Source organism: Fimbriimonadia bacterium (assembly GCA_039961735.1).
Classification (GTDB): Bacteria; Armatimonadota; Fimbriimonadia; order Fimbriimonadales; family JABRVX01; genus JABRVX01.
On record JABRVX010000004.1, the window covers coordinates 105165 to 125612 of the forward strand.

At 61.0% G+C, this 20448-nt stretch carries 12 protein-coding genes; 6 read left to right on the plus strand and 6 right to left on the minus strand.

Annotation, left to right across the window (positions count from 1 at the left end):
• Positions 1 to 3: 3 nt before the first annotated feature.
• Positions 4 to 660 (minus strand): ribonuclease H-like domain-containing protein, encoded by a 657-nt coding sequence (locus tag HRF45_01800; GenBank protein MEP0765262.1) that lies wholly within the window; start codon positions 658 to 660, stop codon positions 4 to 6.
• Between the two features lie 456 nt (positions 661 to 1116).
• On the opposite strand from HRF45_01800, the gene HRF45_01805 reads away from it, so the two are divergent.
• The 3 genes from HRF45_01805 to HRF45_01815 are packed head-to-tail and all read left to right on the plus strand — an operon-like array spanning position 1117 to position 5300.
• Positions 1117 to 2970, plus strand: a complete 1854-nt coding sequence (locus tag HRF45_01805; GenBank protein MEP0765263.1) for a DUF2961 domain-containing protein — start codon at positions 1117 to 1119, stop codon at positions 2968 to 2970.
• On the plus strand, positions 2960 to 4120 hold the full coding sequence (locus tag HRF45_01810) for an FAD-binding oxidoreductase (protein MEP0765264.1): 1161 nt from the start codon (positions 2960 to 2962) through the stop codon (positions 4118 to 4120). The genes HRF45_01805 and HRF45_01810 overlap by 11 nt, the downstream gene beginning before the upstream one ends.
• A complete protein-coding gene (locus HRF45_01815) occupies positions 4107 to 5300 on the plus strand; it encodes a (Fe-S)-binding protein (protein MEP0765265.1) in 1194 nt (397 codons plus the stop codon). Before HRF45_01810 ends, HRF45_01815 begins: the two co-directional genes overlap by 14 nt.
• Before the next feature lie 143 nt (positions 5301 to 5443).
• Here the strand turns inward: HRF45_01815 and HRF45_01820 are convergent, their stop codons facing one another.
• Complete coding sequence (locus HRF45_01820) at positions 5444 to 6805, minus strand: Gfo/Idh/MocA family oxidoreductase (GenBank protein MEP0765266.1); 1362 nt, start codon at positions 6803 to 6805, stop codon at positions 5444 to 5446.
• A gap of 14 nt (positions 6806 to 6819) precedes the next feature.
• Positions 6820 to 9342 (minus strand): hypothetical protein, encoded by a 2523-nt coding sequence (locus HRF45_01825; GenBank protein MEP0765267.1) that lies wholly within the window; start codon positions 9340 to 9342, stop codon positions 6820 to 6822.
• A 115-nt stretch (positions 9343 to 9457) separates the two neighbouring features.
• On the opposite strand from HRF45_01825, the gene HRF45_01830 reads away from it, so the two are divergent.
• Both HRF45_01830 and HRF45_01835 read left to right on the plus strand, forming a co-directional pair.
• A complete protein-coding gene (locus tag HRF45_01830) occupies positions 9458 to 11491 on the plus strand; it encodes a site-specific DNA-methyltransferase (protein ID MEP0765268.1) in 2034 nt (677 codons plus the stop codon).
• Positions 11488 to 14868, plus strand: a complete 3381-nt coding sequence (locus HRF45_01835) for a DEAD/DEAH box helicase family protein (GenBank protein MEP0765269.1) — start codon at positions 11488 to 11490, stop codon at positions 14866 to 14868. Before HRF45_01830 ends, HRF45_01835 begins: the two co-directional genes overlap by 4 nt.
• Here HRF45_01835 and HRF45_01840 read toward each other — a convergent pair.
• Positions 14865 to 16724, minus strand: coding sequence for a hypothetical protein (locus tag HRF45_01840; GenBank protein ID MEP0765270.1), 1860 nt, complete (start codon positions 16722 to 16724; stop codon positions 14865 to 14867). The two genes, HRF45_01835 and HRF45_01840, sit on opposite strands and share 4 nt — an antisense overlap.
• Before the next feature lie 181 nt (positions 16725 to 16905).
• Between HRF45_01840 and HRF45_01845 the strand changes: the two genes are divergently transcribed.
• A complete protein-coding gene (locus HRF45_01845) occupies positions 16906 to 18216 on the plus strand; it encodes a TrpB-like pyridoxal phosphate-dependent enzyme (protein MEP0765271.1) in 1311 nt (436 codons plus the stop codon).
• Positions 18217 to 18570: 354 nt separating this feature from the next.
• Here the strand turns inward: HRF45_01845 and HRF45_01850 are convergent, their stop codons facing one another.
• Positions 18571 to 19494 carry a lactate/malate dehydrogenase family protein gene (locus tag HRF45_01850; protein ID MEP0765272.1) on the minus strand — a complete coding sequence of 308 codons (924 nt, stop codon included), beginning with the start codon at positions 19492 to 19494 and terminating at the stop codon, positions 18571 to 18573.
• A gap of 152 nt (positions 19495 to 19646) precedes the next feature.
• Positions 19647 to 20333: a PEP-CTERM sorting domain-containing protein gene (locus HRF45_01855; protein MEP0765273.1), complete on the minus strand. Its 687-nt coding sequence runs from the start codon at positions 20331 to 20333 to the stop codon at positions 19647 to 19649.
• Between the last annotated feature and the right edge of the window lie 115 nt (positions 20334 to 20448).

The window sequence follows — 20448 nt, forward strand, 5'->3', positions numbered from 1 at the left end:
TCCCTACCGATCACGCCCCCTGGCTACGATACGTTGCGGTCCCCCGACTTCCGCCCCATCCCCACCCATGGCAGACAGGCAAGCCTGCGACAGGTTGCGGTAGGCGAAGTGCATGAGTCGCTCGAGGTTCACACAGTCCTCGCGGTTGTACTCGATGAGCAGCCGCAATGCCTCGTCATCTCCGCGCAGGTAGCGCCTCCAAAGGTGCACCGCATCCCACCCGCTCAGCCCCTCCGTCTCATCCGACCGGGCGATCCCTAGCTGTCGCTCGATGCTCTTCAGTCCACCCCGCAGCCCCAACCGGCGAAGCGTCGGGCACAGGTCTACATGAATCTGGTCGAAGGGTAGCATCGGAAAGGCACGTTGGAGCATGGGGATGTCGAAGCCTGTGCCATAGAACGTCACCAGCATCGAACATCGCTCCACCGCGTCCGCGAAGCTGCCGATGTCCTCCCCCTTGACGAATGCCCGGAACTCCCCAAAGGCATACAGGCCTACCATCGTCACCGAATCGGCCTCCATGCCACCGTCCGTTTCGATATCCAGATAGCCGACTCCATGTTCGAACTCCGAGAACGCGCGCCAAAGCTCGGCTGCGGGCAGGGCGCGCGCGAAGTACTGGAACCGTCCGGCATCGAGAGCGTGCAGGGAGCGATCCACTTCAATCTCCAGACTGGCCCTCCGAGTTGCGGTAAGGTCCCAACGCCCTGGGTCTCGCATAAAGTCGTTCCACGTGCGGGCGCCCTGGCGCCAGAGTCCAATCTCAGTCTTCTGCCCAACCCCGGGCGCGTGGAGGAACGTAGAAGTCAGCACTCCCCAAGCTTCCCTTCCGATACTCCCGGGTCCTGCACGAACCCATCCCTCGGCGTATCCAGCACTCGAGACCGGATGCGAGGGCATTCCTCATTCATACCTACGCTGCTCCTGCAGCGGAGGTACTCCTCTGCAACTAAACGCGCCAGTGATGGCGAGCCTCCACCGTGGGAGCGGCGGAGGTATGGAACAACAGCCCTCGATGTCTCCGATCTGTACCAAATCGAGAGGGAGGATGGACTGTACCGGCGGCGTAATCGCCTTCTGATGAACCTATCCTTGCTTTTGTGTGCGGTGGTAATAATGGCCGAATCAAGCGGGCTACCCATCGGTTTGGGGCGCCTCGAGCGACTGGTCGAAACATGGCCGATGATGGAACCGGGCGTGCTGGCGCGCTACTTCTCCAGCTTCGACCGGACGGGAGGAAACGACGACGGGTTCAATGGCACCTACTCAGCGCTGTACGTTGACGCGAAGGGTGAGCACGTCATCTTCGACGTGGAGCAGCCCGGGTGCCTGTATACGCTGTGGTTCACCAGCGACCAGGGCGGACACGGCAGGCTGAACTGGGGACGCATCCGTTTCTACTTCGATCACGAGGTCGAGCCGCGGATTGATCTGGAGGCGAACGAACTGTTCGACGGCAAACATGCGCCCTTCCTCAAGCCGCTGGTAGCAGGCAATCGCGAGAGCACTGGAGGCTACGTCTCCTACGTCCCTCTGCCGTTCTCACAATCCCTTCGCATTACCACCGAGCGCCGGGCCGGGTTTTACAATGTGTTCTATCACCTATATCCACACGGCACTCCCCTGCGGACGTGGCGGGCGGACGACGATTCGGCCAAGGTGCGGAAGCTGTGGGAGAAGGTGCTAGCAGGAGCGCCGCAGGGGATACCTGGCAGGCGACGGCAAGTGCCCGGTAGTGAGTGGTCGCACGAGGGCTCTGGGGTCGTCACCCGCCTGGCGGTACGATCCGCATCCGGATTTACCGAGAAGGCTCTACGCGAGGGGCGCGTGGTATGCGAGTGGGACGGGCGCACGGGGGTGGACGTGCCGCTGGGGACATTCTTCGGTATCGGGTTGGCACCCACCAACGTGCGAGCCGTGGCATGGTTCACCGACAAAACCAAGCTGGTGAGCGTTATGCCGATGCCCTTCTGGCAGTCAGCGATAATACGTGTCACCTGCCCAGAACCCGTCACCCTGGAGGTGGACCTGGCGCCCCAGCGCTATGAGCATGCGACGTCGGGCTATCTGCGAGCGCAGTATCGCGAAGAGCGCCCCACGCGGCTGGGAGAGGACTTCGAGCACGCGGACATCCACGCAGCGGGCAAGGTGGTAGCCGTCGTGCAGGCGATCGAACCAGGCGACCCACACAACAAGCAGTGGTGGGAGGGCGACCTTCGCGTGTACGTAGACGCGGAACGTAGCCCCGCTCTGCATGGCACGGGACACGAAGACGACTTCCTCGGTGGCTGGTCGAACGAGTTCCTCGACACCCCGTTCACCCTGCCGATGCACGGCGAGCCATACGTGAAGATGGTGGACCGCACAGGCCAATACAACGGCGACTGCTCGCTGTACCGCCTCTTCGTCAGTGTGCCGTTCACCTCGCGCATTCGGTGGAGCACCGAACACGGCACCGAGAACCATCGCAACTTCGACTACTCCGGAGCACTGTTCTGGTATGAAGGTGGTCCGAGGGCGATCGAGACGGATCGATTCGTCGTGTGCGATCCGGCATCTCGTGACATGCACGATGCAAGGATGCAGAATATCAGCGACCCAGAAGCGCTAACTTCGCGCTTCGAGGGCCGAGACCATGGAGAGCACACCCAGATGGTCGCGGCCTCGCTCGGGAGATCGGAGTTCACACTGAAGATAAAGCCGGACAATCGGGGAGTGTTCTTGCTGCGGCTCTTCGACCAGTTCCACGGGCGGCAGCGGGCGCGTGTTCTGGTGGACGGCCAACTCGTCGGAACATGGTATGTTGCCGAGGAAAATCGCGTTCGCAGGTGGTCGGAGCGTTCCTTCTTCTTACCCGCTCTCTATACTGCGGGCAAGAGCAGCATACGCATCACCATCGATCCCCCTGCCTCGTCACCGCTATGGAGCCACTCGAGCTACACCGCCTACTGCCTGTGTGATGGCGAGTAGCAGTCTGCAGGTACTGGCTGGCATCGTGGGCTCAGACGGGCAGCGAGACGCTGCGCGATACCCAGTAGGGGGAACATCGCCGGCGATAGCAGTGGCTCCGGCGTCTGCCGAGGAAGTGGCAGAGATCCTTCGTGCGTGTAGCGCGGATAGCCTCGGGTGCCTCGTCGTCGGTGGGATGTCACGCATGTCGTCCTGTCCTCCTTTCAAACGATATGACGTGGCGCTCGTGACGGACAGGCTGCAAGAATTCGGGCATTACACCGCCGACATGATGTGCACCGTCGGGGCGGGAGCACAACTCACTGCCGTCAACGAGAGGCTTCGTGCCGCCGAGCAATGGTTGCCTTGGGAAGCCGAAGTCACGGGCCCTACCACGATCGGCGGCGCAATCGCGACCAGCTGTGCGGGGGCATGCGAAGACGGCTTCGGCTCGCCGCGACGCCGAGTGTTGGAGCTCGTGGCGGTCACCGGTCTGGGCGAGATCATCCGGGTAGGTGCTAAGGTGACCAAGCACTCCGCAGGCTATGGCATTCACCGACTGCTGTGTGGCTCATGGGGTTCTCTTGCGGTTATCGTAGAGGCGACGCTGATGCTCGCGCCCATGCCAGGGCGCAAACAATACCGGATAGGATCGAGTGGCTGGAAAGATTTGGTAGACAGGGACACTATAGCAGAGGGGCTCTCGCCCCACTTGGTGTCTTTCACGCTGACTGCAGATGCGAACTCACTCTGCGCGGAGTACGACGTGGTTGGAGAGGAATCGGTACTGACCTGGGCAGAAACGATGGTCGGGGCTATCACTAATCAGTCGAGCAGCAGTAAAGAGTGGGAGTCTGCGATTCGCTTCGAGGTGGATCGTAGCAAGATACATGATCTAGCACGGTCGTTGCACGATGCGTACCCAGGTTCTTCCATTCGCTGGCGACCGCTTAGTGGCGCGGTGTGGCTCCTGCACTCGGCACGCGCGGAAGACTACTCGACGGCGATTGCTCTCGCCCGGAAGAGTGATGCTACGTGGCGGGCGGAGCTTGGACCGAGCATCGAGCGGTGGAAGGTCTCCGATGGTCCGCGAAGCGTGCGGAAGCGAGTGATTGACGCCTTCGACCCACACCTAGTCCTGATCGGCGAGGCACTCCGTGGACACGCATAGCGCCGAAACACTAGCACCCTTCGACACGAGGGCCTGCATTCACTGCGGCATGTGCCTGCAAGCATGTCCCACGTATGTAGAGACTGGAAACGAGGCACACAGCCCGCGTGGTCGCATCTACTCCTTGCGCGCAGTGGCAGAAGGACGTTTGAGCTGGGCCGAAGTGCAGGAGCAGATGGATGCATGCCTAGGTTGCCTGGCATGCGAGACGGCGTGTCCGTCGCCAGTCCCGTATGAAAAGATACTGATGACCGCGCGCTCGGAGATCGATCGGCGGCGACCACCGTGGCATTGGTTCGCGAGACACATGCTGGTATCCATCGCTCAGTCACCCAAGCGATTCGCGCAGACAGCTCCGCTCGCGGCACATCCACTCTCGGGCCGTATCCTCGGTCTTGCTCTAGGGGGTGGCACTCGCTTGCCCCTCATACCCATTGCCGATGAAGAGGCTTCCCTTCCCGAGATGCTTCCTGCTGTGGGTGAGCAACGCGGCACGGTGGCACTACTGGTCGGGTGCGTGCAACGAGTCACCCTGCCGGCAACTACCAGGGCCGCCGCTCGGTGTCTGTCGGCCAACGGCTACGAGGTGCTAACCATTTCGCATCCCGAGTGCTGCGGCGCACTGGCTGCTCACTATGGGGACCCAGCAGTTGCCCAACGACTGGCCGACGACCTCGCATCGGCTTGTCCAGCACACACGCCACTCATCGTCACAGCGGCAGGCTGTGGTGCGTTCCTGAAGCAGGCACTTCGCGACCGGGACATGGAGGTGTTCGACTTTTCGGAGTTCCTCTGGAGTAGCGGATGGACAGCGCCTCTCGACTCGGTTCCCCGTCTTCGCGTGGCTCTGCACGATCCCTGTCACCTAGAGCACGGGCAAGGTATCAAAGCGCAGCCGCGCGAGTTGCTATCGCTGATCCCTGGCATAGAACCACTCGAGTTGGACGAGAGCTACTGCTGTGGCAGCGCAGGGCTGTACAATGTATACCAGCCCGTCATGGCCCGTAAACTGCTCGAACGCAAACTGGATGCCATCATTCGTACGGGAGCCGACATCGTCCTGAGCAGCAATCCAGGCTGTACGCTGTGGCTGCACCAAGGCATCGAAGAACGCGGCCTCCGGTTGCAGGTGCTCCACATTGCCGAAGTCATGGCCTCGGCACTAACCGATGCTACCTAGCCCTGCCACCACGCCACCCTGATGCTATGAGGAGTTCAGGTCGCTACCAGACTACGCACGGCGATCCGTCATGCGGAGACTGTCGAAGCATGACGATCCATCTACGCAATCTAAAGGTGCGCCCAGACTCGATGCACTGGGTACTAACCCTTCCGCTCCTTCCACCGCCCACGCGTGAAGTCCGGGAACTTCACCGGCATGCCACCCTTGCGATTCGACTCTTCGCTCAAAGGTCCGGGGACGCTCCATGCTGCGGCATCGTACACGTCCATATCGGGCACCAGTCCCTCCTTCATGCACTCGATCAGGCGGAAGCTCATGATGTAGTCCATACCGCCGTGACCACCCAGCTTGCGTGCCATTTCACCTTCCTTCTTCCACAGCGGGTGCTCGTATCGCTCGCGAAAGGGATCGAGTGACTGCCAGTCGTGGTCGGGTTGGCCGTCAATGAAGATACGATCCGGGAACCCACGGAAAGTACCCTTCGTTCCGGAGATTAGGTTGATACGATCATAGGGTCGCGGGCTGACGGTGTCGTGCTGAAGCATAATCGTGCGTCCCAACGCCGTGCGAATGATGCTGGTGTTCATGTCGCCGCAGACGTACTTCTCCTTGCGACGTGGGTCGTCTGATGCCAGACGGGTCTGCTGCCAGAGTGTGAACCCTTTCTCCGGCGAGCTCAGAGATACCAACACATCGAACTTATCACCTCGGTTGACACCCATGTACTGCGCCACGGGACCGAGACCGTGAGTCGGGTAGAGGTTTCCGTTGCGCTTGGTATGTGCCTCTCTACGCCAAAGCGCCTCTCCTCCACCGCTGAAGAGCAGACCGCGCAGGTCATGAATATAGGCCGCTTCACCATGTGTCAACTCGCCGAACAGGCCCGCGCGAACCATGTTCAGCACCATCATCTCGCTGTATCCGTAACAGACGTTTTCCAGCATCACGCAGTGCTTTCGCGTCTTCTCCGAGGTGTCCACCAGCTTCCAGCAGTCCTTTACCGTGGTGGCAGCCGGGACTTCCACGCCCACGTGCTTGCCGCACAGCATACCACTCACCGCCATCGGCACATGCCAGTCCCAAGGCGTGGCGATGTAGATCAGATCGAGGTCGTCGCGCTTGCACAGGTTCTCGTAGTCCGTTTCGCTCGCCCAGTAGCCTTCCGGGATCGGCTGCCCGGCGCGAACTACCATTCGCTGCGCGTTGAGCACCTTGTCGCGCACGATGTCGCAGATGGCCTTCACTTGCACGTCGGGAATCGCTAACAGGTCTCCCAGCAATCCAGTACCGCGCCCACCGACTCCGATTATCCCGACTCGCACCGTGCGGAAGCCCTCGTACGGCACGCCTATCATGCTAGGTCCTACGGCTGGGGGCGTGGCCTCCACACCCGCCGACGAGCCCGCACCTGCGATACGCACGAGGCCCACCCCGGCCCCGGCCGCTACCGCAGTGCGCAAGAAGTCTCTTCGTGTCAATCCCCTCTCTCGCTTGCTTGCCATGCTCGATTCCTCCTTCAGTCCATCACCTTCGTCACTTCGAGACTCAGCTTCTTGCCATCCACATAGAGCAGCACGCCGCGTCGGGAGTCGTATGCGATGCCGCGCAGGTCCTCGATAGTCGGCTTGCCCTCAGCGGGGTAGCTCCAGCCGGTCCTGGTCCAAGTCTCCGTACTCACCGAGTACACGCGGCCCAGCTTTCGGTCCGCAACCCAGACGGTCGCCCCGGAGTCGGCACACAGATAGGTCGGCTCTTCGAAGCCCTCTATCACTTTCTCCTCACGCCACGTATCACCCTCTCTCGCGAAAAGGACGACGCGTCCCGCACCGGTATCACACACTATCAGTTTTCCGGCAGCCAGCATCGCTTTCCAGGGCTTATTCAGTCCGGTAACGACACCTTGCAGCTTGCCACCGTCGTCGAAGATCTGCACTCGGTCGTTACCCGTATCAGCTACCACAATCGTGCCGTCTTGCGGAGACACCCAGATACCACGTGGCTCGCGGAAGTGCCCCGGATCGGTGTTTTCCCAGGGCCCCCACACCAGGTCCTCACGACCATACTCCATGCCATTACCACGCGGATCGATTCGGCGGATTCGCGCGTTCTTCGGGTCATAGCCGTCCGGCCACTTTGCCACGTAGAGCATGCCCTTTGCGTCCGTGGCGTGATCCACCGAGCCCTCGAAGTGCCAGTGCACGCTTCCCAAATAGCCAACAGCGCTTCCGTCGGGCAGTATCATAAGGGTCTGACCGTTAGCCTTGTCACGTATGTAAGCAGAGCCATCGGGTGCGAGTGCTATGCCCCACGGATCGGTCATGCTCGCCACGCCGACCGGCTCGGATCGCGCACCGACCTTGCCACCCGACTTGGCAGCAACAGCGTAACGGTACAAGCCCGTACCAGGCAATGTGTCAGTGTAGGTGGCTGCCGCGGTCTCACCGATCACCTTCCAACGATACTCCACTGGATCTGCACGCATCACCACCCATGGTCCGGCCCCCTGCAGCGCGAGTGTTACTTCCCTACCGGACTTGCGTATACTCGGCGCCTTAGGTGGCGCCGGTGTGCCGGCTTCCGGAAGCTGCGTGGTCAAGGCGAGCGTGGCTTCCTTTAGGCCCTGCCGCGCGCACTGCACGTTCAACTCCGTGATGTCGAAGGTGACGTAGTCCGTCTGTCCGCGCGCTACCACCTCCACAAAGAACACACCGTTGCCGCCTACCACATTGATGAGGTCGAAGGGGTTAGCCTTCAGCCGGTAACCACCACCCCCCACCGGATACGTGATCACTTCGGGAGCGGGACGATTGGGTAGCAGGAAGCGTCCGTCCTTGCCCGTCGTACCGGCGAAGCTGGGGCTGCCGCCGAACCCGTGGACATCCGCTTGGCTCTGCCAGAAACGAAGCTTCGCGCCTTGCACCGGCTTGCCCACGGAGTCCAGCACCTCGACGTAGTTGTTATCGGCCAGCTGGTAGTAGTAATCGCCGTAGTACCCTCGGCGCCGCCACATCTGGTGGTTGAGCGCAATCGCCTGATCTTCGCTGAACACCCACGGGCCGTGGTTGTGCATCATGGTGTTCTGCGCGATGTTGTGCCTGCCGATGAGCAAAGGCACACCCTTCGCGTCCAGAATCTGGTTGTTCTCGGGCCCTATGTTCAGGGCATACAGGTCGGTGAGACCCATCTGGTGGCCCCATTCGTGGATGAGACCCCAGTCCCAGTACGCAGCCCACTGTGAGCAGTCGGGGTTGCGGCCGATCCACCATCCGCCGTCGTAGCCTTCGGAAAGCGGAGGACCTTTCGACCATCTCTGGTGGTGTGCCCTTTCGTCCTCCATCACACCTATGAAGTCCACTGCCATACGGTCGCGCACTCCCTCTGGCACGGTCTCGGGGTAGACGGACTGTGAGTATAGGTGGTTCATCCAGTCGGCGTGCACCTGCAGCCAGTCCTCGCAGCTATAGGTGCCGAGGAAGTTGCGGTTCTTCGCGAACGACTCGTAGGTAACGCGATCAACATAGCAGACTAACAACTTGGCATGTGTCCACACGGTGCGCTTGTCGTTGACATAGGAGTATTGGCGCACGCGGCCCATCGGGTCCACCCAAAAGGCGATCTCGTGCTGCTCCTTCTTCCACGGCCACACGTAGGTGAACTCTGTGCGCTCTCCGGGCTTCAGACCCTTTTCGGTCTTCCCCTCCAAGACCTTCTTGCCGTCCACGTACCACGCCCAGTCGAAGGGCTGCGAATCGGCGGTGCCTTTGTTCTCCACCACGGCGGTGTAGGTGACGCGCTCGCCCTCCTTCGGCCACATCTGGCGCGCGGCGATCTCCTCTCGTGTCATCGGCTCGGAGGTGCCGGGGCGGACCAGAATCGGCTGACCCTCCTTGCCCTTCAGGTCGTATTTGGGCAGGTAACCGGGGTACTTGGGGGTGCGGGAGATGTACAGCGTGTCCAAATCGGCCACGGGCGGTCCCGGCTGCTGGGCGCCCGCTCCGACGCTCGCCAACGCGACGACTGCGAACCAGATGCTCCTCATGCAGCAGGGATTCGAAGCGAGATTGCGGCTCCCTGCCCGGGGAGGGCATGGAGCCCGAGCGGCGGGCAGGACCAATGACTGGGCTTGCGAAAACCGAGGCATGGCGAGTGACCCGATGAAGCCGTGGGGACCGGACAACCCGCATCCGCTCTTCACGATGAAAACCGAGCTGGTGTGGGAAGGCAAGTACGACGAGTACGGCAACCGTCGGCCCGTGAGCCTCCCAGACTTCCCACTGGTGCTACAGAAGGTCGAGACGGTGGATGCACCCAGGGACGCGGCGCGCGCAGAGCAGCCGGGGCTGTTCGACGAGGCGGAGTTCTGCAGGTCCGCGCACCGAGACGACTTTCGGAACATGCTGATCTGGGGCGACAACAAACTGGTGTGCACGGCGCTGCTGAAGGAGCTTCGCGAGAAGGTTGGTCTGGTCTACATAGATCCACCATTCGATGTGGGCGCGGATTTCACGGCGGAGGTGGTTCTTGACGAAGACACGCACCCCGGAGCATTCAAGAACCATTCCGTGCTCGAGGAAGTCGCTTTCCGAGACTTGTGGGGTCAGCAGCAGAACTCGTATCTGAGCTATATGTCGCATCGGTTAGCATTGCTGCATGAACTCCTTTCAGAAGAGGGTGTCCTCGTATTTCACTGTGACTGGCGAGTGAACAGCGCGATGCGACTGCTGCTGGATGAATTGTTCGGCAGCGAGTGCTATCGAAATGAGGTGGTCTGGAGGCGTGCACCAGGTCTGGGTCGCACCGTCGCAGCCAACCAGCTCGGTCGGAACGTAGACAGCCTACTGGTGTACTCAAAGTCCCCGGGAACGAAGATGTGTGGAGAGGCGCCCGAGATGCTGGTCCCGATCGAGACCACTTCGACAGGGACTCCCAAGGGAGCCCAGTGGGACGAAGAGCGCAAGTGCTACTTCACGCTGGCTCCCCGCGGCGACTACACAGATGAGAGCGTCGCGCGCCTGGAAACGGAAGGCCGGGTGTACCGCTCGGGTGGCGGACAGGTGTATATCAAGTACTTCCTAGAACGAGCCGCTAACGGAGGCTGGGCGAAGCGCCAGAAGGTAGACGTGCTGTGGGCCGATAGCGATGTCCGGCCTCTGCGACACTGTAGCCAGGACGAGCTAGGAATCGGGTTCCCGACGCAAAAGCCGGAGGGTCTCCTGGCCCGCGTGATTAGCTGGGCTACCCGCGAGGGCGACCTCGTCGCGGACTTCTTCTGCGGCTCCGGCACAACGATGGCGGTGGCGGAGAAGCTAGGCCGACGGTGGATCGGATGCGACCTAGGGAGATACGCCATCCACACGACCCGCAAGCGGCTGATCGGAGTGCAGAGGGAGTTGCACGCGGCGGGAAAGCCCTACCGCTCCTTCGACGTGTACAACCTGGGCCGCTACGAGCGGCAGTGGTGGCAGATGGAGCGTCTGCAGGGCGCGGACGAGCAGCACCGCGCCACCGTGCTCAAGTTCTTCCGCGCCGCCCCGCTAGACAGCTCTCCCTCGCCCCTTCTCCACGGCACCAAAGGCGGCGCTTACGTGTACGTGGACAGCATAGACAGCATCATGACCGCAGACAAAGTGCGCGCGGTGGCGGAAGCCGCGAAGTTCGCGGGCGGTAGGCGCGTGGTGTGCCTGGCATGGGAGTTCGAGATGAACCTTCGTCTGCGCATCGCCGGAGTAGTGAAGGATTCGGGGGTAGACATATCACTGAAATACATCCCGCGCGAGATCATGGAAGCCAACCGAAATGAAGTGCAGTTCTTCGATGCCGGCGCGGTGGAGGCGGAAGCGCTCGTTCACAAACACCCGAAGAGCGGCAAACACGCGGTAGACGTTCGCCTGACCAACTTCATTCCATCACTGGCAGAGGTGCCGGAGAGGGAGCTGGAGGTGCTGCGAGAACGGGCGGTGCGCTCACCTTTCGACTTCATAGACTTTTGGGCGGTGGACTTCGAGCACCGGGACGACAAACCGTTCGAGCACCACTGGCAGGACTACCGCACCCGCAAGGACCGCTCGCTAAAGACCGAGAGCGACTGCTACTACACCTACCCCAACAGAGGCAGGAAACGGATCTGCGTGAAGGTGATAGACGTGTTCGGAGTGGACACGACGACGGTGATCGAGGTGGACGCATGACCGAGATGTTCAATCCCGATGCGCTACGACCGCTGTTCGAGCCGTGGGAGCCACCTACGAAGCATCGTGTTCCGAATCAGGTAGAGGGTGGGCCCGCAATCGTGCAGGTCGGCCGGCGACCCAGCAAGTGTCTGCTCGTCCCACGCCTTCGCCACGAGCTCGACATGTGGCGGCACAACGGTTACGTGGGTGCCAGCGACACGACGAAGACGCTTCTGTACCACTGGTTCGACACGGCCCACCCGGGCAACTTTCGCTATCACTGGTGCCAGCGCGAAGGAATCGAAGCAATCATCTGGTTGTACGAGGTGGCGCAGTACCGGTGCCTCTCGGACATGATATCGTCACTATTGGAAGAAGACGATGCCTTGCTCACCGACTCGGTGCTGCCGGAACAAGACCAATGGGCGCGCTACTGTTGCAAGATCGCGACGGGCGGAGGCAAGACCAAGGTGATGAGCCTCGCCATAGTGTGGAGTTACTTTCATAGTCTATTTGAAACTGGTTCGACCATGCCGCGGCACTTCGTCGCGATTGCGCCGAACCTGATCGTGTTCGAGCGGCTCAAAGAGGATTTCGAGTCCGCACGCATCTTTTACGACGACCCGCTGCTTCCACCCGAGTGGAAGGACGATTTCGACCTGGAGGTGGTACTGCAGGATGCGCCTGGCGGCTCCGCGTGCAGAGGAGCGTTGTACTTGACGAACATCCACCGCTTATACGAAAGGGAGAACGGAACCGCAGCAGACGACTCGCCATCGTGGGCAGGTCCATCGGTCAGGCGTGCTCAGGCTCTCCGAGTGGGCGAGGGACTCCGCAAGCGCATCTCGAGCCACCCAGCGATCATGGTGCTCAACGACGAGGCACATCACCTTCACGACCCCGAATCGGCGTGGAACGAAGCGGTACTGACTTTGCATCGTCAGAGCCGCGATCGTGGTAACGCAGGCATCTGTATGCAACTCGACTTCACGGCCACGCCGAAACACAACGACGGCACGTTGTTTCGACACATCGTTTGCGACTTCCCACTCGGAGAAGCGGTGGATGCCGGTATCGTGAAAGCCCCCGTGATCGGGAAGTCCGATGCCATTAGAGAGGTAACTGGGCAGAGTGCGGCGCAACGCTACCACACACACTTGAGACTGGGGTATGCGCAATACGAAAGGGCATACATGGAGTGGGAGAAGACGCGAAAGCCTATTCTGTTCGTTATGACCGAGGACACGCGGGCGGCAGACGAAGTCGCCACTGCCCTAAACTCGGACGAATACCCGCTTCTAAAGAACAGAGTGATCAACCTACACACGAATCTGAAGGGAACGATCAAGACGCGAGGCCGCGGTAGGAATGCAGTCAGGGAGTTCGTGCCGAACGAGAGGCAGATTTCGGACGAGGACCTTAGGCTGCTGCGACAGTTATCGCGCGACTTGGACAAAGAGGACAGTCCGTATCGCTGCGTGGTGTCGGTCATGATGCTGCGCGAGGGCTGGGACGTTCGCAACGTGACCACCATCGTGCCGCTCCGTCCCTACTCCGCCGAGTCCAACATCCTGGCAGAGCAGACGCTCGGCAGGGGCCTTCGCCGAATGACCTTCCCTGGAACGACGGCGCCGGTGGAACGTGTGACGGTGGTCGAGCACAAGGCCTTCACGAAGCTGTACCAGGACGAGTTGGAATCGGAAGGTTTGTTCCCGGACGTCGTGGATCTGGGTCAGATTCAGCCCACGACGGTATCGATCTTTGTTGACCCGAAGAAGCCGGTACAAGACCTCGAGATCGAGATCCCACTAGTATCAGACGCCATTCAGACGACCGCTGTACTGCAAGACTTGACGATCGGAGATGTGGAGGCGCAGTTCCGCGCGCAAGGGTTTCAGCCTTTGCCGGTCGGAACTGCCACCTCGGGCACCGTGACTTTCGAGGAGAGGGCGCTCTTCACGGATGAACTCGTTGCATCGTTTGAGGTTGATCGCGGTCTGCTCGCCTCGGGCTACACGGCGATCAGCGTGTTCGTGAAGGAACTGGAACGAGTTTGCGGGCTTCAATGCGCACACGGTGTACTGGCGCCGCTAGTGCAGAAGTTCATCGAGAAGGTGCTGTTCGAGCGCGAGGTGTCGGTGTACGACGGTTCCATTGACCACCGGATGTCGGACACGGACGTGCACGAGTATATTCGAGCGACGTTCGTTCCGCTCATCCTGAAACACACGGTTCGAAAGAACGAACGCAAGCGGGGGCAGACGCTACTCCGGATGTCGAACTGGCGGCCCTACCAAGCCTCTCACACTCCCACACGCCCATGCGTCACGGGTGAAAAGACGATGTTCAACCTTGTGCCGTGCGATACGGCCCTGGAGGCTCACTTCGCGAATTTCTGCGACAACTCAGCCGACGTTGCTGCCTTCGCACGAAACGCCGGGCCGCAGAAACTGACGCTCGATTACCTTGCCCCATCGGGCCGGCCGAGGCTGTACTGGCCCGATTTTATCGTGCGCGGCCAATCCGGCGATTACTACCTAGTAGAGACGAAGGGTCAGGAGGACAGCGCCGTTCCGTTCAAGGCCGCGGCTGCCATAGAGTGGTGCCGGGCGGCCTCCACCAAGAACCACAAATGGCACTACCTGTTCGTGCCGATGGCGCTGTTGGAGGCTCAAACCGAGTTGTCGATCGAGGGGCTCGCTCGAACTTGTGCTCCACGGCTGAAATCGTTGCTAGAATCGGTGAATACCAGACAGGCGGAGTTGCCGCTAGAGCTAACGCCCAATGAGGTGAAGGAGCAGCGGGCCGCGAAGATGGTAACGGCTGCCGGTCTGATCGAGTTGCCGGATTCGCTCCGGGCTTACGTGGTTCAGGCTGTTAGTCAACTGGAATACGACCGCACCAAGAACTACCCTCAATTCGGAAGCGCATTCCAGCCTCTCCTTTATCCCCTGGAACAGCTTTGCGGTGAAATCTTAGTCCGGTATCTCGGACCCCGCGTTCCGCAGTCTTCTGCTGACCAGCACTGCTACTTCGACCCGTATGTGCAGGGCCTGCCGAGTGCTCTGACGGCGGTTCTCCAGAAAAATCAGCGAAACCTACAGCGCATCGTCGTCCATAGGGCCAACTGCAACCGTATAGGCACACTATTGTTCTGCCTTGAGTTCGCAGCGCGAGACGCCCTCCGCATTGCCGGGGTATGGGCCGACGTGTGCCGGGTATTTTCCGATGCCCGGTTTGCCGGCCTATATGAGCAACTGGGAGCCGTCAACACATTTCGTGGAAGGCACGTCGCCCACGTGGACGAACCGCTGACCGATCCCGAAGTGGCAGAGAAGACTATGCGGGAGTGGATCGTGTGCATCGGCCGCCTGTGGGACATTGCCACGGGCTAACCCGGCAGCTCCGACCAGTCGGGCAAGCGGCGGAGGGTGCACAGGCGGAAGGCGGTGGGCCAAGAGACCAGCCAGTCACACACGTCACCGAACTCCAGCCAGCGGGTGTGGAAGAAACCTTCGTCCTGGCTACCTACCGGCCGCAGCTTGCCCCGGATCACGAGGTCGCCGTCCGAGATACCGATGGTGCCGTTCGCCCAAGCGGACCTCGCGCGTTGGCGCCACCGCTCATAGTCGGTGAGGCGCGCCAGTTCCAACCACGACGGCACGAAGGACAACGCGAACGGGTCCTGATGGTGGTGCTGCGCAGACACCGAGGTGCCACCGAACGTGTCGTACCCTAACTTGCCGAGTGTCGTGTCTTCGCCGAATGGAACGGTATGATGCCACTGCCAGGATGCCAGGTAGTACGCCGCATCCTCCGCCCACTCGAGATAGGTGGCCTTTCCTGTCAGGCGATGCAGCCACACGCCCGCATCCATCAGTGGGAGTGCGGATTCCTTGTCTATGCAATCGGTGTCCAAAGCTCCGGCAGTGGTGAAACCGTGCTGAAGCAAGCCGCCGATATAATACTCGTATGCCCTCTGTCCCGCATCGAGATAGCGCGACTCGCCTGTTAGCTCATACGCGCGAAGGAGCGGAGGGATACAGAATGCACCAATGGTGCCATCGGCATGAGTGAGTGTGCCGTCCTGTGCCCACGACCTTCCGATCCTACCAGAAGGCGCCATCTGTCGCAGGATGAACTCGCATATATCCAGACCCACTTGCCGATAGGTGGGCCGAGCGATGTCACACCTCTCGCACAGTGCAGAAGCCTCGAGGAACTCCAGCGCGGCATCGCCCAGGTTGCAGGCGTCCACTTCCGGCGGGCTCTTACACCCACCCAACACGAAGTCGAAGAGATGCAAGAACAACCCACCGCCGAGCCTACCGTGCTCCGCCCAGGCATCCAGGCACGACAGCGCTTTGTCCCGCGAGCCTTCGTCACCATTCTGCAGGTAGTCCCACAGGAGCGAGTTGGCCAGCGAGCCGTTCTGCCCCGCCCAACCGATTTCGTACTTGCGCGTCGCGCGTTGGCGCCAGCCATCCTCTGTCCAGACGAGCCCGATGCTGAATCCACGAAACGGGTCTTCCTCGGCCCACAGGCTCTCTTTGGCAAACTGAACGCCCAATCGCCATAGATCCGAAGGCGGGAACCACGGTGCGACCTCGTGATGGTTCAGGTCCCATGCAATGTCGAGTGCGGTCCTCCAAGCCGTCTTCGGTTTCGAGGCGTCGGCGAACACTAGGTAGGCCGAGGCGGTAACGGTCTGACCTTCCGTCAGTACGAGCGTGTCCCGGTACGGCGGTCCATAGGTATCGCGAGCGGTATAGGTTTGCGGCGTCTCTTCCTCCGGCCACACCAAGCGATGGATGGTCCGGTCGGCCTCCGGAATGAGGGAGCATGAAAAACCGCCCTTCGTGCCCGCTCCAAAAAGCGCGACGGAGCGACCCGGGCCCTCTGAGTACGTGCATCCCGGCACCGAGGTGCGGTGGCAAGCGAAAGCCCACGGTTCTCCGTCCAGTTTGAAGCCCTTGGGCTCCTTGCCACTGCCCCAGAGATTGCCGCCATACGAGACGCCCGGTATCATCGAGTACTCGGCGTGATAGCCGGCGTGGAAGTCCATCGTCAACCGTGCCGGACCGGAGTATTTCATTCGCCAGGTGCGTGTCCAGTGAAAGATTCCGGGCTGAACTTGATCAAATCGGTCCTCGGATTTCAGCCCCGACGGAGCTGCAGGCACATCGCCCCACGCCTCACCGGCTCGACTGAAGACCCAGCGATCACCCTCACGCCTGCACGCAATGTCCATGTTCACTCCTTCCGAAGTGCCTACTCTTCGTCAATACGACTGCGCGCCGTCCCGGCCCTTCCCCGATCCTGGACCGCCTTCGGGGCCCGACGGTGGTCCTGCGTGTGCAAGAATCACCGACAATATCGTCTGTGGGTCCGAGACGGGCCGCGCGAGAACCAGAACCGAGGACAGCCGAACGATGACCGACACCAAGATCACGCTTCCAGAATCCGAGATCCCTTCGCACTTCTACAACATCTTGCCCGACCTACCGACTCCGATGCCGCCGCCGCTGCATCCGGGCACCAAACAACCCATCGGGCCGCAGGACCTGGCTGCGATCTTCCCGATGGCACTCATCCAACAGGAGATGTCGCCGGAAAGATGGATCGAGATCCCGGACGAGGTGCGGGACATCTATCGGCTGTACCGTCCCACTCCGCTGTTTCGCGCGCGTGCTTTGGAAGAGGCGCTCGACACCCCCGCGCACATCTACTACAAGTCGGAACATCACAGCCCCGTGGGGAGCCACAAGCTGAACACCGCGTTGGTGCAGGCATACTACAACCGCGAAGCCGGCATCAAGAGACTGGCAACCGAAACGGGAGCGGGCCAGTGGGGCTCCGCGCTATCATGTGCCTGCCGCCTGATGGGGCTCGAGTGCATGGTGTACATGGTACGTGTCAGCTATGATCAGAAGCCATATCGTCGTATCATGATGAAGACGTACGGCGCGGAGATAGTAGCCAGTCCGTCCGAACTGACGAACGCCGGTCGCAGCATTCTCGCCGAGCATCCGGACTCACCGGGCTCACTGGGCATCGCGATTTCGGAAGCCGTAGAAGATGCAGCAAAGCGCGATGACACGAACTACTCGCTAGGAAGCGTTCTCAACCATGTGCTTCTGCACCAGACGGTGATAGGCTTAGAAGCGAAGAAGCAGATGGAGATCGCGGGCGAATACCCAGATTACGTGATAGCGTGTCATGGTGGAGGCAGCAACTTCGGCGGCTTCGCGATCCCGTTTGCTCACGACAAGATCAAGTCGAACAGAACCAGGACGCGCATCATTGCCGTGGAGCCTTCCGCATGCCCCACACTAACAGGGGGAAGGCGGGAGTACGACTTTGGGGACACCGCCGAGACCACGCCGCTGATCATGATGCACACGCTCGGACACAAGTTCATACCACCTCCGGTTCACGCGGGAGGCCTGCGCTACCACGGTTCCGCACCACTAGTCAGCCATCTGCTAGCGGAGGGCGTGATCGAGGCGGAGGCTTACCACCAGGGCGAGGTGTTCCAGAGCGCTATCACCTTCGCGCGGTGCGAGGGGACCATCCCGGCACCAGAATCTGCGCACGCGGTGCATTCCGCCATCCTTCACGCGCTGCGCGCGAAGGAAGCGGGCGAGCCGTGGGTGATCGCGTTCAACCTTTCGGGCCACGGTCACTTCGACCTCGCGGCGTACGAGTCTTACCTCGCGGGAACGATGGACCTACAGGCGTAGGTCAGACCCGGCAGCGACACCGCCCTCACCACTACGAGTGGTCAGGGATAGGAGGAAACCCGGCAGCGACACCGCCCTCACCAATACGAGTGGTCAGGGATAGGAGGAACCTGGCAGCGACACCGCCCTCACCACTACGAGTGGTCAGGGATAGGGCGTGTACTATCGGTAACACCTAAGTCTCTCGTCATGCTGAGCCTGTCGAAGCATGTGACCGGTGGCCGCTGGGTAGTACCTACGTGTGAAACAGGTGGGACAGGCCATGGCATGCTTCCACAAGCTCAGCATGAGGAGGTTGCGCAGCCGGGGAGTAGTGCCAGTAACCGGGTATCCCTACGGTGGAGATCCCGAGAGCTACAGCACCTTGTCCAGCACGTCGCGCAGGGACTCCGCGGATTTCAGCAACAGCTCGCGCTCGCTGTCGCTCACCGAAGGCTCGATGACCGACGCCGCACCACTGCAGTCCACAATCGTGGGAAGCGACAGGCAGACGTCTCGGATCCCCAGTGCGCCTTCTTGATACACCGAGATAGGCAGCAGCGCGCGCTTGTCCAGAGCTACCGCCTCCACCACCTCACGGATGGACACACCCACGGCCCAGCCCGCGCCGCCCTTCTGACGGATCACCTCGGCACCGCTGGTCTTCGTCATCTCGAAGATATCGTTCATCTTCTCCGGCGAGTAGCCCGGAAAGCTGCTCAGTGCGACGCCGTTGATTGTCGCGCTGCTCCAAATCGGCACCATGGAGTCGCCGTGCTCGCCCAGGATCAGCGCCTTCACGTCCGTTGCAGCAACGTTGAAGAACTCTCCGAGGAAAGACCGAAACCTGCATGTGTCCAGCACCGTTCCCAGTCCGAACACCTTCGATCGCCCCATTTTGGTCTTCGCGAATGCGAGCTGCGTAAGGATGTCAACCGGGTTTGACACGACCAGAATGCACGCCCCCTGAGCCAACTTCACCGACATCAAACTGTCCAAGATTCCGTTGAAAAGTTCTACATTTCGGCTAATCAGATCGAGCCGAGTTTCGTCGGGCTTGCGTCGCAACCCCGCAGTGATCACCACGCAATCAGAGCCTGCCACCGCGTCGTATCCCCCAGCCCGAATTATCTGCGGTGCAGAAAGCGATGCGCCGTGACGCAGATCGAGAGCCTCGCCCTCCGCCATGTCCTGCGCTGCATCCACAATCACGATCTCGCGGACGATGCCCCCCTGCTGCAGTGCGAAGGCGGCATTCGAACCCACGCGCCCACCACCGCCGATAATGGAAACCTTCATGCTCACCCTCCTTGTTCTGTGGGCAGCCGCGCACGGAGCCCGACCGATTCTGGCACAACCCCGCGGCGACAACAGGTCCAAAGGCATCGGCCCCGGCCGAATGGCCGGGGCCGTGAGCAGCAAGGACGTGGATGCTGCAAGCTTGGAGAACCCTATTCTCGCTTTCGTCTACCTAGCGCAGCGACGGCCCATACGCCGATGAACAAGCCGATGACAGCTGCAGGCTCCGGCACGATGATGATGCGATTGAACTGAAGACCATCACGACGATTCACCGAGTCGATGATCCGAGACGAGACATCGTTCGTGCCCAGCAAGTTTCGGCGGCCGAACTCCAGCGTCTCTCCCACTTGCGCGTCGAGAGGCACCGTGAACTCGGCAATCCGGTTGAATCCGTGCTTCGCCTGGAACTCGTTCGGGTCAATATTCATCCGCCAGTAGAGCCCTGCGGATGTGATAAACGTGGCACTCTGCCGCCCTGGATCGTTCTTGTCATTTCGTACCTCGCCCGGCCCATACACGAACGTCGAGTAGGGCAGGCTCGGAATGTCGTGAAAGTCACGGATATACTGGACGATCTGCTGCGCGACCGCCCAGGTCACCACACTGGACCCCTGGAAGTTGATGAACCCGGATAGCTCCGTCCATGCCAGGTTCTCGTCCGGGGAGGTGGAGAAATCGAAGCTGATTGCGACCCGGTCTCCTGGCCGGACCGGCGTCACGAAGCTGCGAACGCCCGTCTCGAGATTCCGGAAGTACAGGTCAGCCAAATAGGCGTGCGCGCTGACTGGAATCAGCACGGCGAGCCCACCCAGGCACAAGCCAACCAAACGGTTCAACGGTTTACCACCCATTTCATTCCGGCCCCCTCCGACGCTCCTTCATGGAGCCTCTTCGAGTGGCGGACCGGTCAATCCAAACACGAATCCGTCACAAATACGGTCCGACGCCGAT